The 18,307-nt window shown below is 59.0% G+C and carries 18 protein-coding genes; 6 read left to right on the forward strand and 12 right to left on the reverse strand.

Annotated features, from left to right (window positions below):
- Positions 1-39: 39 nt before the first annotated feature.
- From PG899_RS03255 to dusB, 3 genes are all read right to left on the reverse strand, one after another.
- Positions 40-1,464 carry a hypothetical protein gene (locus PG899_RS03255; RefSeq protein ID WP_042649080.1) on the reverse strand — a complete coding sequence of 475 codons (1,425 nt, stop codon included), beginning with the start codon at positions 1,462-1,464 and terminating at the stop codon, positions 40-42.
- 557 nt (positions 1,465-2,021) lie between these two features.
- The gene (fis, locus tag PG899_RS03260; RefSeq protein WP_005309538.1) at positions 2,022-2,318 is read right to left on the reverse strand and encodes a DNA-binding transcriptional regulator Fis; all 297 of its coding nucleotides are present in this window, start codon (positions 2,316-2,318) and stop codon (positions 2,022-2,024) included.
- 25 nt (positions 2,319-2,343) lie between these two features.
- A complete protein-coding gene (gene dusB, locus PG899_RS03265) occupies positions 2,344-3,309 on the reverse strand; it encodes a tRNA dihydrouridine synthase DusB (protein WP_011707259.1) in 966 nt (321 codons plus the stop codon).
- A 290-nt stretch (positions 3,310-3,599) separates the two neighbouring features.
- Between dusB and PG899_RS03270 the strand changes: the two genes are divergently transcribed.
- The 4 genes from PG899_RS03270 to PG899_RS03285 all read left to right on the forward strand — a co-directional run bounded on the left by PG899_RS03270 (position 3,600) and on the right by PG899_RS03285 (position 8,520).
- Positions 3,600-5,006, forward strand: a complete 1,407-nt coding sequence (locus tag PG899_RS03270; protein WP_016351868.1) for a TolC family protein — start codon at positions 3,600-3,602, stop codon at positions 5,004-5,006.
- A gap of 73 nt (positions 5,007-5,079) precedes the next feature.
- Positions 5,080-6,084 (forward strand): HlyD family secretion protein, encoded by a 1,005-nt coding sequence (locus PG899_RS03275; RefSeq protein ID WP_017410991.1) that lies wholly within the window; start codon positions 5,080-5,082, stop codon positions 6,082-6,084.
- Entirely contained in the window at positions 6,084-7,220 is a 1,137-nt protein-coding gene (locus PG899_RS03280; protein WP_077097226.1) for an ABC transporter permease, read from the forward strand. Before PG899_RS03275 ends, PG899_RS03280 begins: the two co-directional genes overlap by 1 nt.
- 103 nt (positions 7,221-7,323) lie before the next feature.
- A complete protein-coding gene (locus tag PG899_RS03285; protein ID WP_077097224.1) occupies positions 7,324-8,520 on the forward strand; it encodes an ABC transporter permease in 1,197 nt (398 codons plus the stop codon).
- Between the two features lie 110 nt (positions 8,521-8,630).
- On the opposite strand, the gene PG899_RS03290 is transcribed toward PG899_RS03285, so the two are convergent.
- The 4 genes from PG899_RS03290 to PG899_RS03305 form a co-directional block, all read right to left on the reverse strand.
- Entirely contained in the window at positions 8,631-9,266 is a 636-nt protein-coding gene (locus tag PG899_RS03290) for an SDR family oxidoreductase (protein ID WP_077097222.1), read from the reverse strand.
- Positions 9,267-9,394: 128 nt separating this feature from the next.
- Positions 9,395-10,249 (reverse strand): DnaA ATPase domain-containing protein, encoded by an 855-nt coding sequence (locus PG899_RS03295; protein WP_073351547.1) that lies wholly within the window; start codon positions 10,247-10,249, stop codon positions 9,395-9,397.
- A 69-nt stretch (positions 10,250-10,318) separates the two neighbouring features.
- On the reverse strand, positions 10,319-10,996 hold the full coding sequence (locus PG899_RS03300) for a DnaT-like ssDNA-binding domain-containing protein (protein ID WP_077097220.1): 678 nt from the start codon (positions 10,994-10,996) through the stop codon (positions 10,319-10,321).
- Positions 10,997-11,319: 323 nt separating this feature from the next.
- Positions 11,320-12,204 carry an IS982 family transposase gene (locus tag PG899_RS03305; protein WP_077097209.1) on the reverse strand — a complete coding sequence of 295 codons (885 nt, stop codon included), beginning with the start codon at positions 12,202-12,204 and terminating at the stop codon, positions 11,320-11,322.
- A gap of 135 nt (positions 12,205-12,339) precedes the next feature.
- On the opposite strand from PG899_RS03305, the gene PG899_RS03310 reads away from it, so the two are divergent.
- A complete protein-coding gene (locus tag PG899_RS03310; protein WP_077097218.1) occupies positions 12,340-13,311 on the forward strand; it encodes a response regulator in 972 nt (323 codons plus the stop codon).
- Between the two features lie 74 nt (positions 13,312-13,385).
- Here the strand turns inward: PG899_RS03310 and PG899_RS03315 are convergent, their stop codons facing one another.
- The 3 genes from PG899_RS03315 to PG899_RS03325 form a co-directional block, all read right to left on the reverse strand.
- The gene (locus PG899_RS03315) at positions 13,386-14,783 is read right to left on the reverse strand and encodes a peptide MFS transporter (protein WP_011707249.1); all 1,398 of its coding nucleotides are present in this window, start codon (positions 14,781-14,783) and stop codon (positions 13,386-13,388) included.
- A 213-nt stretch (positions 14,784-14,996) separates the two neighbouring features.
- Positions 14,997-15,908, reverse strand: a complete 912-nt coding sequence (gene galU / locus PG899_RS03320; protein WP_039215911.1) for a UTP--glucose-1-phosphate uridylyltransferase GalU — start codon at positions 15,906-15,908, stop codon at positions 14,997-14,999.
- A 94-nt stretch (positions 15,909-16,002) separates the two neighbouring features.
- Positions 16,003-16,323: a ComEA family DNA-binding protein gene (locus PG899_RS03325; protein ID WP_017410999.1), complete on the reverse strand. Its 321-nt coding sequence runs from the start codon at positions 16,321-16,323 to the stop codon at positions 16,003-16,005.
- A 168-nt stretch (positions 16,324-16,491) separates the two neighbouring features.
- Between PG899_RS03325 and cysQ the strand changes: the two genes are divergently transcribed.
- Entirely contained in the window at positions 16,492-17,262 is a 771-nt protein-coding gene (gene cysQ, locus PG899_RS03330) for a 3'(2'),5'-bisphosphate nucleotidase CysQ (RefSeq protein ID WP_179101478.1), read from the forward strand.
- An 80-nt stretch (positions 17,263-17,342) separates the two neighbouring features.
- Here the strand turns inward: cysQ and PG899_RS03335 are convergent, their stop codons facing one another.
- Together PG899_RS03335 and PG899_RS03340 are read right to left on the reverse strand one after the other, a co-directional pair.
- Positions 17,343-17,639: a YciI family protein gene (locus PG899_RS03335; RefSeq protein WP_005309589.1), complete on the reverse strand. Its 297-nt coding sequence runs from the start codon at positions 17,637-17,639 to the stop codon at positions 17,343-17,345.
- A gap of 25 nt (positions 17,640-17,664) precedes the next feature.
- The gene (locus PG899_RS03340) at positions 17,665-18,216 is read right to left on the reverse strand and encodes a septation protein A (RefSeq protein ID WP_024946223.1); all 552 of its coding nucleotides are present in this window, start codon (positions 18,214-18,216) and stop codon (positions 17,665-17,667) included.
- Between the last annotated feature and the right edge of the window lie 91 nt (positions 18,217-18,307).

Consider the following 18,307-nt stretch of genomic DNA (forward strand, 5'->3'; position numbering starts at 1 on the left):
CAGCACAAGCTGACTGACCGAGTGAAAGGTGTTAGCGCCTTATTTATTCTCGGCCTGATACTGCACACCGCTCGCCGACATGGTAATGGCCGGTAGCTTTTGACGAACCGCCTCCCAAAAGCTGCTCTTGCGTTTGTGCTGTTGATAAAGCTGATTCAGATACTCCTGTGGCGAACAGAGAGGTCTCTCTCCATCCTCTTGTTCTACCTTTAAGGCCGCCTGATAATCCAGGCTCTTTTTCAGATCCGAGGCTGCCCCCGTGTAGTAGGTGCTCTTGCCCTGATTAACGACATTGGCCACCAATTGACGACGTAGCCGCACTGCCACCACGATAAATCCCTGCTGATAGAGGCGGCTCGACCAGGTTCGTACGGTTGAACCAGCAAGGAGTGAGAGATCCTCCTGCAAGTCTGCATCTGTACATTGCTCAAGCCGTTGTGCCAGTTGTGGCCATGCATCAACCTCCTCCAACAGCAACAAGACCTCGCGTAGCCCCCATGATTCGGCAATGGCAACAAACTGGCCTAATGCTACTTCTCTAGGCTCATCTCCACTTTGGCAATAACTCGCAAAAAACGAGTTTGCCCGTGTGCTAGCAAACGCGCGTAATGCCTGAGCATGAGCGTCAGCTCGGCGTCCCTCTTCCAGATAGGCCCGGATCAACACTTGATGCCACAGGTTCAATTGGCGGTGGCGCTGCAACAGAGCCGAGTCCATTGCCTCTAATACCGCGATGGCTTGATCGGCGCGTAATTCGTCGGTCAGCAGTCTGGCATAGTCAATCTGCTGACGGGGGTGGCTAAAGAGACCAGCCTGTTGCACCGAGTCAAAGAATGCAATATCACGCAACTCAAAGCTCAACCCCAACGCCTCTGGCAATAGACCTGCCGCCGCATAGTTATCGCGCAAGGCTCGCATCACTGGGGAGCCGAGCACATCACGGTAATCAAACAGGCAAGTAATGCTGATCGATGGATCAATGTCTGACAATCCGTCACGCAATCGACGAGCCAGCACCTCTGGGGGGACAGACTCTCGTTGAGCAGCGATCGCCATCAACCACTGTTCGACCAGCGCAAGATGGTAGTCCTCCCAGCTGCCACTGGATGTATCCATCTTTTCATACAAGGCTCTGGCATTCGCCAGCAACTCGAGGGCGAAGAGTTCTCCCTCCCTTGGAGAGGCGACGATCCCCTTGGCCAGCAACGGAATAAACTGATTTTGCAAGGTATCGAAGAAGGCATCCACCTCCTTATAATCCCAGGAAGGGGGGCGACGAGTGAGCTTGCTATACTCTTTTTTTGCCAATGCCAATAAGGCATCCTCAGCAGTAAGGTACTGGTTAATCAGGTGCTTTTTTGCGAGGGGAAGATGCGTTGCCAGGTCAAGCACGATAGCCAACAGCTCGGCTTGGCTTTTGCTTTCCAGTTTACTCAATTGCGCTTTGGTTAATATTCGTGCCATCAGCTGAACTACCCATTATCAGGTCTATCTAATCGAACATTGTGCCTGAGACCGATATAGATGCCTATCCATTGGAGCGACATCCCCCGGATGACAGAGACCATAAAGAACACATGGTTAAGAAACCATGTCTACGTCGCTGGAGGCGCTCAGCAATGAACACCTGCAAGAGCAAGCCACCAAGGCCCGATTTGCTGCTCGTATCCTTCATGCCCACTTTCTGGCACAACGTAGCGAACACCAGTGGTGGTACCCATCAAGATTGGCCGCAACGAGCCGTGTCCCTTTGGCTGCGGCTAGAAGTACAAGCAGTGCTGTTTGCACTGACCAACAACATAGATAGCAAGAGAGGGCCATTGGCCCTCTCTTGCATTAGGCAACATGGGGAGGATAGGTACAGTTATGTGGTCAACGCTGTTCATCAGGCTAGTCCGAGTTGAGTCGTCGACAATGATAACTAGTCTTGTAGGTGTGGGTTCAAATGTGGGTTCAAAACGAAAAAGGCACTATCAATAAAATGATGGTGCCTTTATTTTCAATAGCTTAGCTGTTATGGCTTAGTTCATGCCGTAGCGCTTGAGTTTCTTGCGCAGAGTACCGCGGTTGATGCCCATCATCACGGCGGCGCGAGTCTGGTTACCACGGGTGTACTGCATGATCACGTCCAGCATGGGAGCTTCGACTTCGGAGAGAACCATATCGTACAGATCAATCACTTCCTGACCGTTCAACTGGGCCAGGTAGTTACGCAGGGCCTGTTGCACAGAGTCACGCAGGGGGCGCTGGGTCGGCTCGGCAGCGTGATTGTGAGTAGTTGTTACCAATGCATCAGAAGTCAGGGTTTGTTCGAACATATTCGGTCGGCTCTTTAGTTATGCGTTAACCTAATCCATCGAAATACGCTTCGAGTGCCTCGAGTTGTGCATCTGCACAATCCAGGGCATTGAAGTGCTTACGGAATTCTCGGCCCGTCTCTTCTTCATCCAGATACCAGCCCACGTGTTTACGGGCAATGCGCGCTCCCAGATATGCACCATAAAACTGGTGCAGGTTGGTTACATGCTCGTTCATCAGGGTGCGAACCTCTTCCCTTTCGGGAGGCGGCAGCTTGGTGCCCGTCTCAAGAAAATGACGGATTTCCCGGAAAATCCAGGGTCGTCCTTGCGCAGCACGGCCGATCATCACGGCATCAACGCCGGTATAGTCGAGGACATACCGGGCCTTCTCCGGGCTGTCTATGTCGCCATTGGCGACAACAGGAATCGATACGGCCTGCTTAATCGCCCTGATAGTGTCGTACTCCGCCTCGCCCCGATAGAGGTCGGTACGGGTACGACCATGCACGGCAAGGGCCGCGATACCGCAATCTTCGGCGATTCGGGCGATCTCCTCGCCATTGCGGTTATCCGGATCCCATCCTGTGCGGATCTTCAAGGTGACAGGTACCTCCACTGCGTCCACTACGGCCCGGCAGATGGTTCTGACCAGGTCGGGTTGGCGCAGCAGGGCGGAACCTGCCAGCTTCTTATTCACTTTTTTTGCCGGACATCCCATGTTGATGTCGACGATCTGAGCGCCCTGCTCCACGTTGTAGCGGGCAGCAAACGCCATCATCTCGGGGTCGGCTCCGGCAATCTGGACCGATCGCAAGCCACCTTCTGCAGAGTGATCCATTCTCATCCTGGTTTTCTGGGTATCCCAGACATCCGGGTTGGCCAGCAGCATCTCGGAAACGGCCATGCCGGCGCCCAATCGCAAACAAAGTTCACGAAATGGTCGGTCTGTTACACCGGCCATGGGAGCCACAATCAGGGGAGTTTCAAGCGTGTGGGGACCTATCTGCATTCCACGGTTACCATCGGCTTAGGGCGGCGTATATTACGCATTTTTTAGTCAGGAGAAAAGGTTAGTATTTGAGCGTCAGCCATTTTTTTCTGAAAAAAACGTCGCGCCAAGGCTTGCAAATTCAGGAGTGCTTGAAAATCAGACATATTGTCGAGCCAGACTGGCGGGGCCAAATGGGTGAGGGGAGAGGCGATTTGCCTGTCCCCATCCCGGACCGGTTTGCGTTATGATAGCGAGCTTGTATCGAGCAAAGGCTCCAAACAATTTCATTACAAACAGATTGGGGATGTATGACGGCAAGGTTCATCAAATCTCTCTACCCGTGTCTGCTTGGTGCCGTGCTGGGCTCGGCCCAGGCCCAGACGGTCAGTTTCAGCGAAGCCTGGAGTCGGGTCATCCGCCAGGATGACGGGCTGGCGGCCGAGCAGGCAGGGGTGGAGCGGGCGCAGCAACTGCGCGAGGCGGCCAAGGCCATGTATCTGCCCAAGGTGGACGTGGGGGCCAGCTATACCCACCTCGATCAGCCGATGGAACTGGACATGATGGATCTCAACCCCATCGCCAACCATCCGGAATTCGGCAAGGTACTGGCGCCCATCATGCAGGCGCTCAAGCTGACGCCCAACGACTTCGTCACCCCCCTCACCAAACAGAACGTAGTGACCAGCTCGGTCAAGATGCTGTGGCCGCTGTTTACCGGTGGCCGCATCGATGCGGCGCAGGATATTCGTCAGGCCCAGGTGAGCGAGGCGCAGCAGTTGCTGGTGCTCAAGCAGCAGTCCACCTTCGAGAGCCTCTCCCAGACCTACTTCGGGGTGGTGCTGGCGGCCCAGGTGGTGCAGACCAAGCAGGAGATCGAGCAGGGGCTGTCCCACCATCTGGAGCATGCCAAGAAGCTGGAGGCCCAGGGCCAGATTGCCCGGGTCGAACGTCTCTCCGCCCAGTCGGCCTATGACCGAGCACGCATCGATACCCAGAAGGCAAGGCGCAGCCTGGAGATCGCCCAGCTGGCCCTTGGCCACATGCTCAAGCTCAAGCAGGCCGAGCCCAACACCCAGCTCTTCATCAATCAGCAGATGCCCGAGCTCGACGCCCTGGTGCAGGAGACGCTGGCGGTACATCCCGGTCTCAAGCTGCTGACGGCCAAGAAGGAGCAGGCGCAGGGAATGATCAAGCTGGAGAAGGGCAAGTACGCCCCCGAGCTGTTCCTGTTCGGCAACTACAACCTCTATGAGGATGACTCGCTGGCCTCCAAGACCACGCCGGACTGGCTGGTCGGGGTGGGCGTCAGCATGCCGCTGGTGAGCCGTGACGGCCGCTCCGAGACGGTACAGGCGGCCAAGAGCGCCGAGCTGCAGGTCAATCTGCTGCAGGCCAAGACCCGCCAGGATCTGGAACTGCTGGTCGAGAAGACCTGGCGCGAGGCGGCGCAGGGGCTGGAAGAGTTCCAGTCGCTCTCTTCCACCCAGGCGCTGGCCGAGGAGAACGTACTGCTGCGGGACAAGGCGTTCGGACAGGGGCTCTCTACCTCCCTCGATGTGGTGGATGCCCGCAACCAGCTGGCCGGGGTCAAGACCCAGCGCGCCGCTGCCGCCTATCAATACGTGATCTCGCTGGCCCGCCTCTTGGCACTCTCCGGTCAGATGAACAGTTTCAATCAATATCAGCATGGGCAAGTGATCGAGGTGAATTCATGATCGCGCGCCACTCTGCTCCTTTTTTCATGTCTGTTTCGACCGCCAAGGGTCGCCCGTTTGCCGAGGTGAATGCATGAGTCATCCCCCCATCAAGAAGAAGATGAGCCAGGCCAAGCCGCTGTTGCTGCCACTGGCGCTGGTGCTGCTGGTCATCTGGCTGGGCTGGCGTTTCTGGCTGGCCTATCAGCCGGAGCCGGTGCGCCTGCAGGGGCAGATCGAGGCGCAGCAGTACTCCGTCTCCTCCAAGGTGGCGGGCCGCATCGACGAGGTGCTGGTCAAGAAGGGTGATCAGCTGGCCAAAGATCAGCTGGTGTTTACCCTGGCCAGCCCGGAAATCGAAGCCAAGCTGAGTCAGGCCAAGGCGGGTCAGGCGGCAGCTGGCGCCATGGCCGAAGAGGCCGAGAAAGGGGCGCGCGCGCAGCAGATTGCCGCCGCCAAGGATCAGTGGCAAAAGGCCAAGGCGGCCGCATTGCTGCGCGGCAAGACCTACGAGCGCATCGCCAGCCTGCATCGGGATGGCGTGATGCCGCTGCAAAAACGCGATGAGGCCTGGACTGCCTGGCAGGCGGCCAAATACAGCGAAGGCATGGCCTGGCAGCAATACCAGATGACCCTGGAAGGGGCGCGAGAAGAGACCAAGATTGCGGCGCGCGAGCAGGCCAAGATGGCGGCCGGCGGCGTGGCCGAAGTGGAGGCCTACCTGGCCGATACCCGCATCGCCAGCCCGCACACCGGGGAAGTCTCCCAGGTGCTGCTGCGCAGCGGCGAGCTGGCTCCGCAGGGCTTCCCGGTGGTGACCCTGCTCGACATGAGCGATGCCTGGGCCCAGTTCCACGTGCGCGAAGATCTGTTGCCCCGCTTTGCGCTGGGGACCGAGTTCGATGCCCGTATTCCCGGCCTTGGCGAGCAGACGGTGCGCTTCAAGGTGACCCATGTGGCCGTGATGGGGGATTTCGCCACCTGGCGTGCCACCGATACCCGTCAGGGCTTTGACATGAAGAGCTTCCAGGTAGAGGCGCGCCCGCTGCAACCGGTTGAGGGGCTGCGGGTCGGCATGAGCGTGCTGGTCGAACTCTGATGGGACGTGAATGGCGGTTGCTGTGGCAGGATCCGTTCGGCTGGGCACTGGCAAGCTGGCTCCCCCTGTTGCTGATGGGGATCCTCTGCTGGGTCTTCTCGGCCGGGCTGGCACGGGATCTCAAGATAGGTCTGGTGGATCTGGATCAGAGCCTGCTGTCACGTGAGCTGGCCTTCTCGCTGGATGCCTCCGCCGGACTCAAGGTCGCCCAGCAGTTTGATTCCATCGAGGCAGGGGCCAGCGCGCTGCGAGGGGGCGATATCTACGCCCTGGTCGTGTTGCCGAACCACCTGGAGCGGGATGCCCGGCAAGGCACCCAGCCGCAGGTCACCGTGTTCAACAACGGCCAGTTCATCCTGATCGCCAAGCTGATCAACTCGGCGTTGGCCCAGGTGGTCGGGACGCTCAACGGTCAGGTGGGCGTGCTCTCGGCCATGGCGGGCGGCAAGGCGCTGCCCGGTGCACTGGGGCAGGCGGTGCCCATCGCCAGCCAGGTGACGGCGCTCTACAACATCAACTCCAGCTATGCCCAGTTTTTGCTGAGTGCCCTGTTACCGGCGGTGTGGCAGATCCTGGTGGTACTCTACGGCATCAATGCGCTGGCCCGCACCGATAGGCTGGGGCTGGACTGGACCACCAAAGGGGTCTGGTTCGGTCTCTGGCGCACCCTGCTGCCCCACGTGTTGATTGGCTGGGGCTGGGGGCTGGGCTGGAGCCTGCTGCTGTTCAAGGGGTTTGGTTACCCGATGCAGGGCAGTTGGCTGGTGCTGGCTACGGGGTTGGGGCTGGCGTCGGCCGCCTGCGTCAGCATGGGGGCCTTCTTCTACGGCATCATCCGGGATCCGGCTCGCGCCCTGTCGCTGGCCGGTGCTTACACGGCGCCGGGCTTTGCCTTCATGGGGGTCACCTTTCCGGTCAGCGCCATGGGGGATTTCGCCCAGTTCTGGCGCAGCCTGCTGCCCATCTCCCACTATGTCGAGCTGCAGATAGGCCAGACCAACTACGGCCAACCGCTGGCGGCGGCGCTGCCCCAGTTTGGCGCCCTGTTACTGTTTCTGCTGCCCCTGCTGTTGGTGGTACGCCGCTATCAGGCCCAGGCGAGCGCGGCCCCTGTTAATGAGGAGCCCAGGTCATGATGGGATGTTGGGATTTGCCACGCCTCGAGTGGCGGCCGATTGATTGGTGCCTCTCGCTGGCGCTACCAATCGCTGCCTCCTGGCGGTGGAAGGAGCCAATGACATGCTAGGTTTCTGGGATCTGCTGCGCCTCGAGTTGCGCACCCTGCTGGCGGACAGGGCCATCATGCTTACCCTGTTTGGCGGCGTCTTCTTCTACTCCTTCCTCTACCCGCAACCCTATCTGCACCAGCTGCCGCGGGAAGAGGCGGTGGTGGCGGTCAACGAGGATGGCAGTCAGCTGTCGCGTCAGCTGGAGTTCATGGCCGATGCCACGCCGCAGGTAAAACTGGTGGCGCGGGCGGGCAGTCTGGATGAGGCTCGTGCGTTGCTGCTGGCGGGGCAGGGCAGCGGCATTTTGCACATCCCCCGCCACTTCTATCGGGATCTGATGCAGGGCAAGAGCGTCACCTTGGGCTATGCCGGCGATGCCTCCTACTTCCTGGTTTACGGCACCATTGCCGAGGGGCTGGCCCAGGCGGGCGGTACTCTGGCCGCCCAAGTGAAGGTCGCCAGATTGCTGAGCCACGGTGAGGCCCTGCCGCAGGCTGCCATGGGCTGGAATGCGGTGGCGCTCAACGTGCTGCCGGTGTTCAACCCCACCATGGGCTATGTGAACTACGTGGTGCCGGCGGTATTCGTGCTGATCCTGCACCAGGTGCTGCTGATGGGCACCGGCATCCTGGGGGCGACCCAGAACCAGCGTAGCCAGCGCGGCGAGGCGGGCTACTGGCAGCATGCCCCCATCCTGCCACTGCTGCTGGCCCGCACCCTGGTGGTGGGGGGGCTGTTCGTGTTGCCGGTGAGCTACTTCTTCGGCTTCTGCTTCGATCACTACAACATAGTGCGCACCGCCGAGCCGGCCGCACTCTGGTTGTTCACCCTGCCGTTCCTGCTGGCCACCACCTGGCTGGGAGTGGTGCTGGGGGCACTGTTTACCCGCCGGGATCTGCCAACCCAGGTGGTGCTTGTCTCCTCGCTGCCGCTGGTTTTTCTGGCCGGTTTCATCTGGCCGCTGGAGCTGATCCCGACCCCGCTCAACTGGCTGGCCCAGTGGGTGCCGAGCACCCCGGCCATCGAAGGTTTTCTGCGGCTCAACCAGATGGGGGCCGAGTTTGCTCAGGTCTCCCACTACTGGTGGCAGCTGTGGGGGCTGGCGCTGCTCTACGGTACGCTGGCCTGCCTGCTGCTGCGTTGGCGGCAGCAGTCGTTGCCGGTTGCCAACCAGCCAGTGGTTCCGCGTGAAACGACCGCCGGTTGAGCGGGATGGTACCAGCGCGCGTGATACGGCGTGCGCGGTAAAGCGAAAAACGGTCAGCCCTTGGGCTGACCGTTTTTGTATGCGCTGGATTCAGTGACGCAGGCGCTGGTTTAGCCGCGCTGGAGCTCGGGATCGCCGATGGCGTAGATCTGGCTGTGTGCCGTCTTGTCACTCAGCAGACGCAGCCCACAGGTGGCGACGTCGGCACGACGCACCAGACCGTGCACCTCCTCGCCCTGGCTCAGCACGGCCTGACCGGTGGCCTCGCCATCCTGCAAACCTGCCGGACGCAGTATGGTCCACTCGAGCGCACTGGTCTGCAGCCAGCTCTCCGCCAGACTCTTCAATCTGACCTCGTGACCGAAGGCTGCCCGGGCCCGCTGCGGCAGATATTGCCAGCTGTCGCCGCAACCGAGTGAGGTTACCAGCAGCAGGCGCTTGAGCCCGACCAGCTCCATCTGATCGATCACCTGACGATTGCCCAGATAGTCGACAGGCTCTGTCTGGCGAAAACTGCCGAGGGTGGAGATGGCCTGCGCTCCGTCACCGGCCAGCTGGCAGGTCGCCGCGACCGCCTGCGGGTCGAGGGCATCACCGTTGACGACCTCGACTCCCAGCGCGCGCAGCTCGGTGGCCACCTCGAGACTGCGGATCAGGGCGATGACCCGGTGGCCCTGCTGCAGGGCTTGTTCGGTGAAGGCGCGGCCCAGCCCGCGGCTGGCTCCGAAGATGAGTGTGGTTGGCATGCTGCTGCTCCCTTTGACGAAAGGGCTAGCCTAGAGGGTTGTGGGGAGGCTGTAAATGAGAGTTGTTTTTATTTGTCTGGAAAAGAGGGAAGCGGCGAGCCAGGGGTGGGGCCTGGCTCGCACGGGGATCAGCCGTTGTAGTGGCCGATATGGGGGCGACGGCTGGGGCCGCTCAGGTGAATATCCACCGGATTGAACGCCTTGATCGCTTCGAACGCGAAATCACCTATCGCCTGGTGCAGGCTCTGGGGATTGTGGTTGGTGATGAGGATGACGCTTTTCGACAGGTTGCGACGGCGGCGCAGCAGGTGGCCGAGGAAGCTGGACTGGCTCTCCGCCATCTTGGCGCGGTTGGCCGAGACCTCGTCGATGATCAGCAGATCCACCTCTTCCAGGGCGCGCCGGTACTGGTTGCGCTCTTCCTGATCCTGGATCACGTTGAAGAACAACCTGTCCACGATGGAGGCCCACTGCTGGAAGATCACCGACTTCTGGTGGCGTGCGATCAACTCGTGCGCCACGGCGCCCGCCAGGGTCGACTTGCCGGTGCCGTAGTCACCGTAGATCAGCATGCAGCCACCACCGCTTTTCTCCCAGTGCTCGAAACCGCTGATGAAGTAGCGGGCGGTCTCGATGGGATATTGCAGCGCCGGATCGCCGGCATCCATCCGTTCAAACACCCAGTCGGGGTTGAGGTCGGCCTGGGCGATCAGCTTCTGGATCCGCTCCTGGCGTGCCGCCTTCTGCAACTCGCGTACCTCGGCATTGGCCTTGGCATCGTACTCCTTGCGCAGGGTCTCGTAGTCGTACTGGCTGCCGCCGGTCTCTTGCTGAAGGCGACGAATGCGCTCCAGCAGGCCTCCTACGTGGCGGCTCAATTCCGGGTCGTGAATGCGATGATCCTGCTTGGCCTTGGCGATCTTCTGGCGCTTGGCTTCGATCTCTTCCAGCTCCTGGCGCAGGGGATCGTGCGGGTCAGTCATGGAATGCTCCTTCTGCTCGGTCTGGGGTGGGGACAGGTCTCTGATTTTGCCTGCTGGCAGTGTCTGCTATCAATCATTATCCGGCTCCTGCGATTGGCCGGCCAACCGCTTGGCCTCTTCGATCATCTCCTGCGCCCGCTTGCTTGGGCCAGCCTCGACCGGTGCCTGGGTCACCTGCTGGTAGCCCTGCACCTCCATCGGCTTGCGGCGGGTATAGCGGCGGGTCTTGAGGGCGCGAATGAACTTGAGCATCCACTGGTGCTGGGAGTCGAACACTTCGGGCCGCCCCAGCCAGTAGGCGATGAACTCGCCGAGATCCTCTTCGCTGTAGCTGGCATCGATCACCCCGCACAGGCGGGCGAGGGCCGGCAGCTCTGTATCCGGGCGCCATTGCAGGTGCATCTGGAACGGGCGCTCCGGCAGCGGGCTGCGCACCCGCTGGGTCAGCAGTGGCAGCTGGAACGGGCACTGATGGTAGTGCTCACTGTCGTTTTGCGCCTCGACTTGCAGCAAACCCGCCTCCATCAGCTCATCGAACAGCTCGGTCAGCTGGCGGGCATTGACCTGAAAGGAAAAGCCGCTGGGATCGCCCGGGTCGACCACCGCCAGCGCCCGGCCGAGTTCGGGGTAGTTGAGCCTGGCCAGCTGATTTTCCAGCACCAGTCGGCGCAGCTGCAGGGTATAGAGGCTGCGGGCCGGGTGGGACAATCTGGGATGGGCGAGGGCGCTGTATTCGGCAGGGGTCATGGCATGCTTCATTGACGGACGTGGCGGTATTATCCCCCATGGCGCAGCCTCATACAATTGATGGCATGCCCGGCACCGCCGGCGGGTGGTTGGCTCGCCCGCAATCGGGGTTGATTGTTTTCGTATGACGCTGTTTTTGGTCAGCCAAGCTGCAAAGAGGAGAAAAAGCTGAGTTTCGATGAGCATCATTAGCTGCTTTATTTCAAGCAGTTGGCCGCCAGAATAGCTAGCGGGCATGGATTTTTCGGCGATTATTCAATCATCTGATTGGTCAATGCAGTCGGTTATGGTCTAGGCTTGAGGCTAAATAACCTGAGATCGGTTTAAGCCAGCATTATCACGGCTTGCTCTTCGGATGTAAGATTCAAGGCTGGCTTGTTGTCTTTGTGGCAGTACGCGATCAGCCCTCCAAGCAGATTCAACATAAATCCATGCATACTCCTGTGCCGTGAATGCTCTATCTGCGAGATGTTTTTCAGCTGGTCATTGATTGTTTCAATGATGAACCTTTTGGATAGCATTGCCCTGTCAAAAAGCGAATGGACCTTTGGTTTCATATTCTTACGGTGCCCCGTTATCAATGTCACTCCCTTGGCTGCCAGCTCATCTGATAACGCTTGACTGATATATCCTTTATCGCCGTATAACCGGTCCGGTAAACAGGCTGCTAATTCCCTGACCGGTGCCCGGTCATCGACATTTGCTGGTGTCAGCTTGGCGGCAACCAGTCCGCCCATGTGATTCACAATGAGGTGTAATTTGAATCCATAAAACCAGCCCATTGTTCCCTTGCCTCGCTTTGCGACACCATCGAATACCTTGTGCCGGGGAATCCGCAGGTTATGACAGACCTTGATGCTGGTCGAATCAACAAATTCTATCCCGGTTGGGGTTGCCTTCAGCTGGGTGAAATAGGCACAGAGCGGGACCAATACGGATGGCATCATCTCGAGGAACCGGGTGTAACTGAGCAATTGAGGAAAATCCTGCATGTGATAGCGCCGGAGCAAACCGTTGTAGAAGTTTTTGAAATCCCGGTGGTGTGACATGTGGAAAGCAATGATGATGCACATTATCTCACTCGCGCTCATGCGCCCGGTACGCTGGCGTTGACGCTGACCGCTAACCAACAATTGCTGGTGCCATTGAGGCATAAATACGGCACAAAAATCATCAACATCACAGAAGAGTTCCAATAACTTGTCCATGCCCGTTCCTTTGTGGTCAGTGTCTTTGTCACTGCAGGATCAGATCTTGGAACGGGCATTGAGTTCATTTTTTACGCCGTTTTTTATCCCGAGTTCAGGTTAAATAACTGGTTGACTAATAAGAGCTTTATCAAGATGTCAAAAGCCGGACTACGGATCCTGGTGGTGGAGGACGAAGCGGTTTTTCGCCACTCGCTGGTCAATTATCTCGCTCACGATGGTGCCTGCGTATTCCAGGCCGAAGACGGTATTGAAGGCCTCTCTGCCGCCGCTCTCTATCACCCCGATGTGGTGTTATGTGATTTGAACATGCCCAACATGGATGGGCATGAGGTGATCGCCTGCCTCACGGCCCGCTACCCTCATATTCCTGTCATCGTCATCTCGGCCCAGAGCAAGATGGAGGCGGTCGAGCGAGCGCTGCGCGCCGGTGCCCGCGATTTCCTGCTCAAGCCCATCTCTGACTTCGGTCAGGTGCGTCGCAGCATAGAGCAGTGCCTGAGCGCCAATCACGGTTATGGACAACAGCTGGAGTTGATGGAGCACATCGACTTCTTTCGCGAACACGACCTGGCGGCGACCCGGCTGCTGGCCTGGTTGAAGCCGCCGGGCCTGCAGGAGTGGGGGCCCTGGCAGGTCACCTTTGAAGGGATGGGCAATCTGTTCATTCCCGATACCTTCAAGGTGGATGACAAGCTGCTGGTGCTGGTGATGGAGCTGCCGATCCTCGGGGTGGATGCCGCCTTCTGCGGCGCTCTGGTGCGCTCTCTGATGAACGCCCCGTATCGCCAGTTTCAGCGTGGCGAGAGTCTACTGCTGACCCAGCCCCACCGGTTGCTCGATTACCTCAATCTGCAGCTGGTCGAATCCGGCCTGCGCCACTCCTTCGCCATGGCCGCTCTGTTGTTTGATCAGGAGGACGGGCTGGTCTTTGCCAATGCCGGGCTGACTTCGCCCCACTGGCTGGTGCGCTCCGGCGGCCTGCCGCTCGGTCTGCTGCGTACCAGCCACTACGCCTTGCACAGGCGCAGCTGGCATGAACCCTTTGATCTGCAGTTTCGCAGTGACAGCGGCAGTGCCCTGCATGTGCAGGTTCGACATCATTGAGGCCGTGTCAGACGGCCACATACAAAGAGGGCGCCCAATGGGCGCCCTCTTTGTTGCTAGACAATCCGGACCGCTTAGACGGCGGCAGATTGCAGCTTCTTGTCGTGTTCCTGCGGCTCTTTGGCCGGACCTTCAGCACCGTGCATCCAGTAGACCAGGCGATTGGCCATGGTCAGCAGGATCAGCGCGCTGATCACGGCGGCCAGTGCGATGCCACCGAAGATGGCCATGGCACCGGATTCGCCGACGAAGGAGCCGATGAAACCGGCGGCATAGTTGGCCAGGGCCACGAAGCCGAACCAGGCACCCATCATCAGGGAGGCCAGGCGCAGCGGAGCCAGCTTGGTCACCATGGAGAGGCCGATCGGGGAGAGGCAGAGCTCGCCCAGGGTGTGGAACAGGTAGGCACCGACCAGCCAGAACATGGAGGTCTTGACGGCCTGATCACCACCTTGCTCCAGCACGGCACCGATCATGAACAGGAAGCCCACGGCCAGGAACAGCAGACCCATGGCGAACTTCACCGGGGAGTTCGGCTCTTTCTTGCCGAGCTTGATCCAGATGGCGGCCACGATGGGGGCCAGCGTGATGATGAAGAAGGGGTTCAGGGATTGGAACCAGGCGGTCGGCACTTCGAAGCTGCCGATCATGCGGTCGGTATACTCCTGTGCGTACAGGTTCATCAGACCACCGGCCTGTTCGAAGCCGGCCCAGAAGATGATGGTGAACAGACCCAGCACCAGGATGACCTTGATACGATCCACTTCCTGCTTGGTCAGCGGAGCCTTCTGCTCCTTGGAGCGCTGCTCGGCGGCGCGCTGGGCGGCCGGCACGCGGCCGATGTCACCCAGGAAACGCTGAGCCATGGTGGCCTGTACCACCAGGGAGAGCAGCATGCCGATACCGGCGCTGACGAAGGCGGCTTGCCAGCCATAGGCGGTTGCGGCAGCACCACAGATCACGCCGGCCAGCAGGGAGCCCAGGTTGATACCCATGTAGAAGATGGTGAAGGCACCGTCACGACGGTGGTCACCTTCCTGATAAAGGTCACCCACCATGGTGGAGATGTTCGGTTTGAACAGACCGTTACCCACGATCAGCAAGCCGAGACCCGAATAGAAGACGGTGTTGACCATGTCCGGGAACATGGCGTGCGGCAGCGCCAGGGTAAATTGGCCGGCGGCCATCAGCACGGCACCAAACAGAATGGCGCGGCGTTGACCGAGGAAGGTATCTGCCAGCCAGCCGCCGATGATCGGGGTGATGTAGACCAGACCGGTATAGATGCCGTACAGCTTGAGGGCATCGGCCTGAGTCCAGCCCATCCCGCCGTTGGCAGTCATGTCAGTCAGATAGAGCACGAGCACGGCACGCATGCCGTAATAGGAGAATCTCTCCCACAGTTCGGTACTAAAGAGCAAAAAAAGCCCTTTAGGGTGACCTAAAAAGGTCCCTTTGGACGGATTATTCATTGGAACTTCCACCTGTGTCTTATATTTTTTTAGAAATTTTATGCAAGGGCTAGGAACAAGCCATAATCCTTATAGAACAAGCGTGATTAAATTACAATATTATGATTTAGCGATATTTTATCTATCAATGGTTGAATATATGTTTATAAAATGAAAAAGGGCATCGAATGATGCCCAGTGTTTTATTCCATTAATAGGTTAAATATTCAGCTATTACAGCTGCTTGGCAAACTGTTTCAACCAAGTGATAAATTCGCCGTTCAGTTCCGGATGGCGCACTGCATATTCCACGTTGGCTTTCATGTAACCGAACTTGCTGCCGCAGTCGTGGCTGCGCCCTTTCATGAAGTAGGCATTCACCTGCTCCTGCTCCATCAGCATGGCGATGGCATCGGTCAGCTGGATCTCGTCACCGGCACCGGCGGGGGTCTTCTCCAGCAACGGCCAGATGTTGGAAGAGAGCACGTAACGGCCGACCACGGCCAGATTGGAGGGGGCCTCGTCACGGGGGGGTTTCTCGACGATGGCCTGCATCGGCAGAGACATGCCCTCGCTCAGCGCTTCTCCCTTGATGTCGGCGATGCCGTATTTGTCCACTTCGCTCTCGGGGACGGCTTCCACCATGATCTGGCTGATGTGATCCTGTTCGAACATGTGCACCATCTCGGCCAGGTTGTCCTGCTTGAGGTCGCTGGAGACCTCATCGATCAGCACGTCCGGCAGCAGCACCGCAAACGGGTTGTCGCCGATCAGCGGACGGGCGCAGAGCACTGCGTGTCCCAGACCTTTGGCTTCCCCCTGGCGGACGTGCATGATGGTGACGTCTTTCGGGCAGATGTGTTGCACCTCTTCCAGCAGTTGCCGCTTGACCCGCTTCTCGAGGGTCGCCTCCAGCTCGAAGCTCTTGTCGAAGTGGTTTTCGATGGAGTTCTTGCTCGAGTGGGTGACCAGAATGATCTCCTTGATGCCGGCGGCGATGGCTTCGCGCACTACATACTGGATCAGCGGTTTGTCGACGACGGGCAGCATCTCCTTGGGGATGGCCTTGGTGGCTGGCAGCATACGGGTGCCCAGACCGGCGACGGGAAGAACGGCTTTGCGTACAACGAGCGGTGTCTTTTTCATGGAGAGAGTCCAGAGATACAAAGTGGGCCCATGATACCCGAAGAAAAATAGGGCAGCCACAGGCTGCCCTTATGATGAAAGGGGTATGGATCGGTTACTTGACGATAATCATGTCCCGATTTGCTTCCAGCGTGGCTGGCCCGATGCCGCTCACATCGGCCAGCTGATCCACGGTAGTGAACTTGCCCTGCTTCTCGCGGTAATCGACGATGGCCTGGGCCTTCTTCTCGCCAATGCCCTTGAGCGCAGTCAACTCATTGATATTGGCGGTGTTGAGGTTCACCTTGCCGCTCTCCTTGGCGGCGGTGACCGTGGTTGCCGGCTTGGCAGCAGGCTTGTCGGCGGCCAGCAGAGGCTGGCTGAGCAGGGGCAGGCAGCTCAGCAGCAGGGTGGCGGTCAGGGTCTTGTAGTTCATGGCGTCACGTCCTTGTGTGGTTTGGTATGCCTATTGAGAATTAGCCGAGTCGCGCCACTTTTTGTCTGTCAGAAGTAACAGGGTTATAACTCAGCTGAATCGGCTATAACCCACGCCATTCCAAAATAGGTACACTGTGCTAACCATTTGACCAGGATGTCTTTTCTTATGTTTTTTCCCGCGATTTCCGAGCTGGAGCCCATCGTCCGTGCCGCCGGTGACGCCATCATGGCCATCTACAGTCAGCCCTTTGCGGTGGAGTACAAGCAGGACGAAAGCCCCTTGACCGCCGCCGACAAGGGGGCGCACGAGGTGATCGTGCAGGCGCTGGCCCGATTGACGCCCGAGATCCCCGTGCTGTCGGAGGAGTCCGATCCTGAGCTGATGAGCGCACGACTTGGCTGGTCCCGCTACTGGCTGGTGGACCCGCTGGACGGCACCAAGGAGTTTGTCTCCCGCAACGGCGAGTTCACCGTCAATATCGCCCTGATTGAAGAGGGAGCACCGCGCTGGGGACTGGTCTATGCCCCGGTATTGGACCAGCTCTGGTATGGCGGCAAGGGGCTGGGGGCCTGGCGGGTGGCTGATGGCAAGCGTGAGGCTATCCAGAGCCGACCTCATCAGGAAGGCACGCCCTGGCGGGTGGTGGGCAGCCGCAATCACCTCTCCCAGGCCACCCTGGATTACCTGGCGGGTTTTGGTGACATGGCGCGGGGCGAGATTGAACTGGTCTCCATGGGCAGTTCGCTCAAGTTTTGCATTATCGCCGAGGGGGGCGCCGAGCTTTACCCGCGCCTCGCCCCCACTTGCGAGTGGGATACCGGTGCGGCGCAGGCGGTGCTGGAGGGGGCGGGCGGCAGCGTCACCCAGCTCGATGGCTCGCCGCTGTGCTACAACAAGCAGGACATCCTCAACCCCTGGTTCGTGGCCAAGGCATAAAACGGGATATCGGGATACAAAAAGGCCGGAGTGGCGTGAACTGCCAGTCCGGCCTTTTTTATTTCGCTATTCGCGTTGGGTCAGAAGACCTTCTTGAACGGCTTGATGGTCACCTTGGCATAGACACCGGCCGCCACATAGGGATCGGCATCGGCCCAGGCCTTGGCATCCGCCTGTGAGGCGAACTCGGCGATGACGGTGCTGCCGGTAAAGCCGGCATCGGCCGGATCCTCGGCATCGATGGCCGGGTTAGGGCCGGCGGTGAGGAGCCGCCCTTCATCCTGCAGCGCCTGTAGCCTGGCCAGATGGGCCGGGCGCGCCTGCTTGCGCAGCGGCAGGCTGCCCTGGACATCTTCGGAATAGATGAGATACCACATGAGAGGATCCTTTTCTTGATGGCAGTTATTTTTTCATTTCATTTTTCTGCTCGGCGGGCAGGTGGCGATAGAGATAGACACCGCTTAGCAGAGTGAATACCAGGGTCATGCCAAGCAGACCGAATACCTTGAAGTTGACCCACATCTCCTGCGGCAAGTTGAAGGCCACATAGAGGTTGAGCAGGCCGCAGACGGTAAAGAAGCCGACCCAGCCGAGATTGACGCGATCCCAGACGGGATCCGGTGCCTGCAGCTCCTTGCCCAGCATCTGTTTGATCAGGTTCTTGCCAAAGCCGTAGCGGCTGATGAGCAGGCCCAGCGCAAACAGTACGTTGATGACGGTGACTTTCCACTTGATGAAGGTGTCGTCGTGGAAGAAGACGGTGAGGCCGCCGAAGAAGCCGACCAGCAGGAAGGTGAACAGCTGCATTTTCTCGACCTTGCGATAGCGGATCCAGCTGTAGGCGAGCTGCAGACCGGTCACCACCACCAGGGCGCCGGTCGCCATGTAGATGTCGTAGAACTTGTAGACTGCAAAGAAAACGATAAGAGGAATAAATTCAATAAATTGCTTCATGTCTGGCTCGTCGCCCTCAAAAGTGGACCGCAAAATTTCATTCAGTGTACCTGCCCGATGGGCAACGGCAAATGAATAAGACCGCGCATTT

Origin of the sequence: Aeromonas sp. QDB39 (genome assembly GCF_027707585.1) — a bacterium.
In the GTDB taxonomy this organism is placed as follows: domain Bacteria; phylum Pseudomonadota; class Gammaproteobacteria; order Enterobacterales; family Aeromonadaceae; genus Aeromonas; species Aeromonas hydrophila.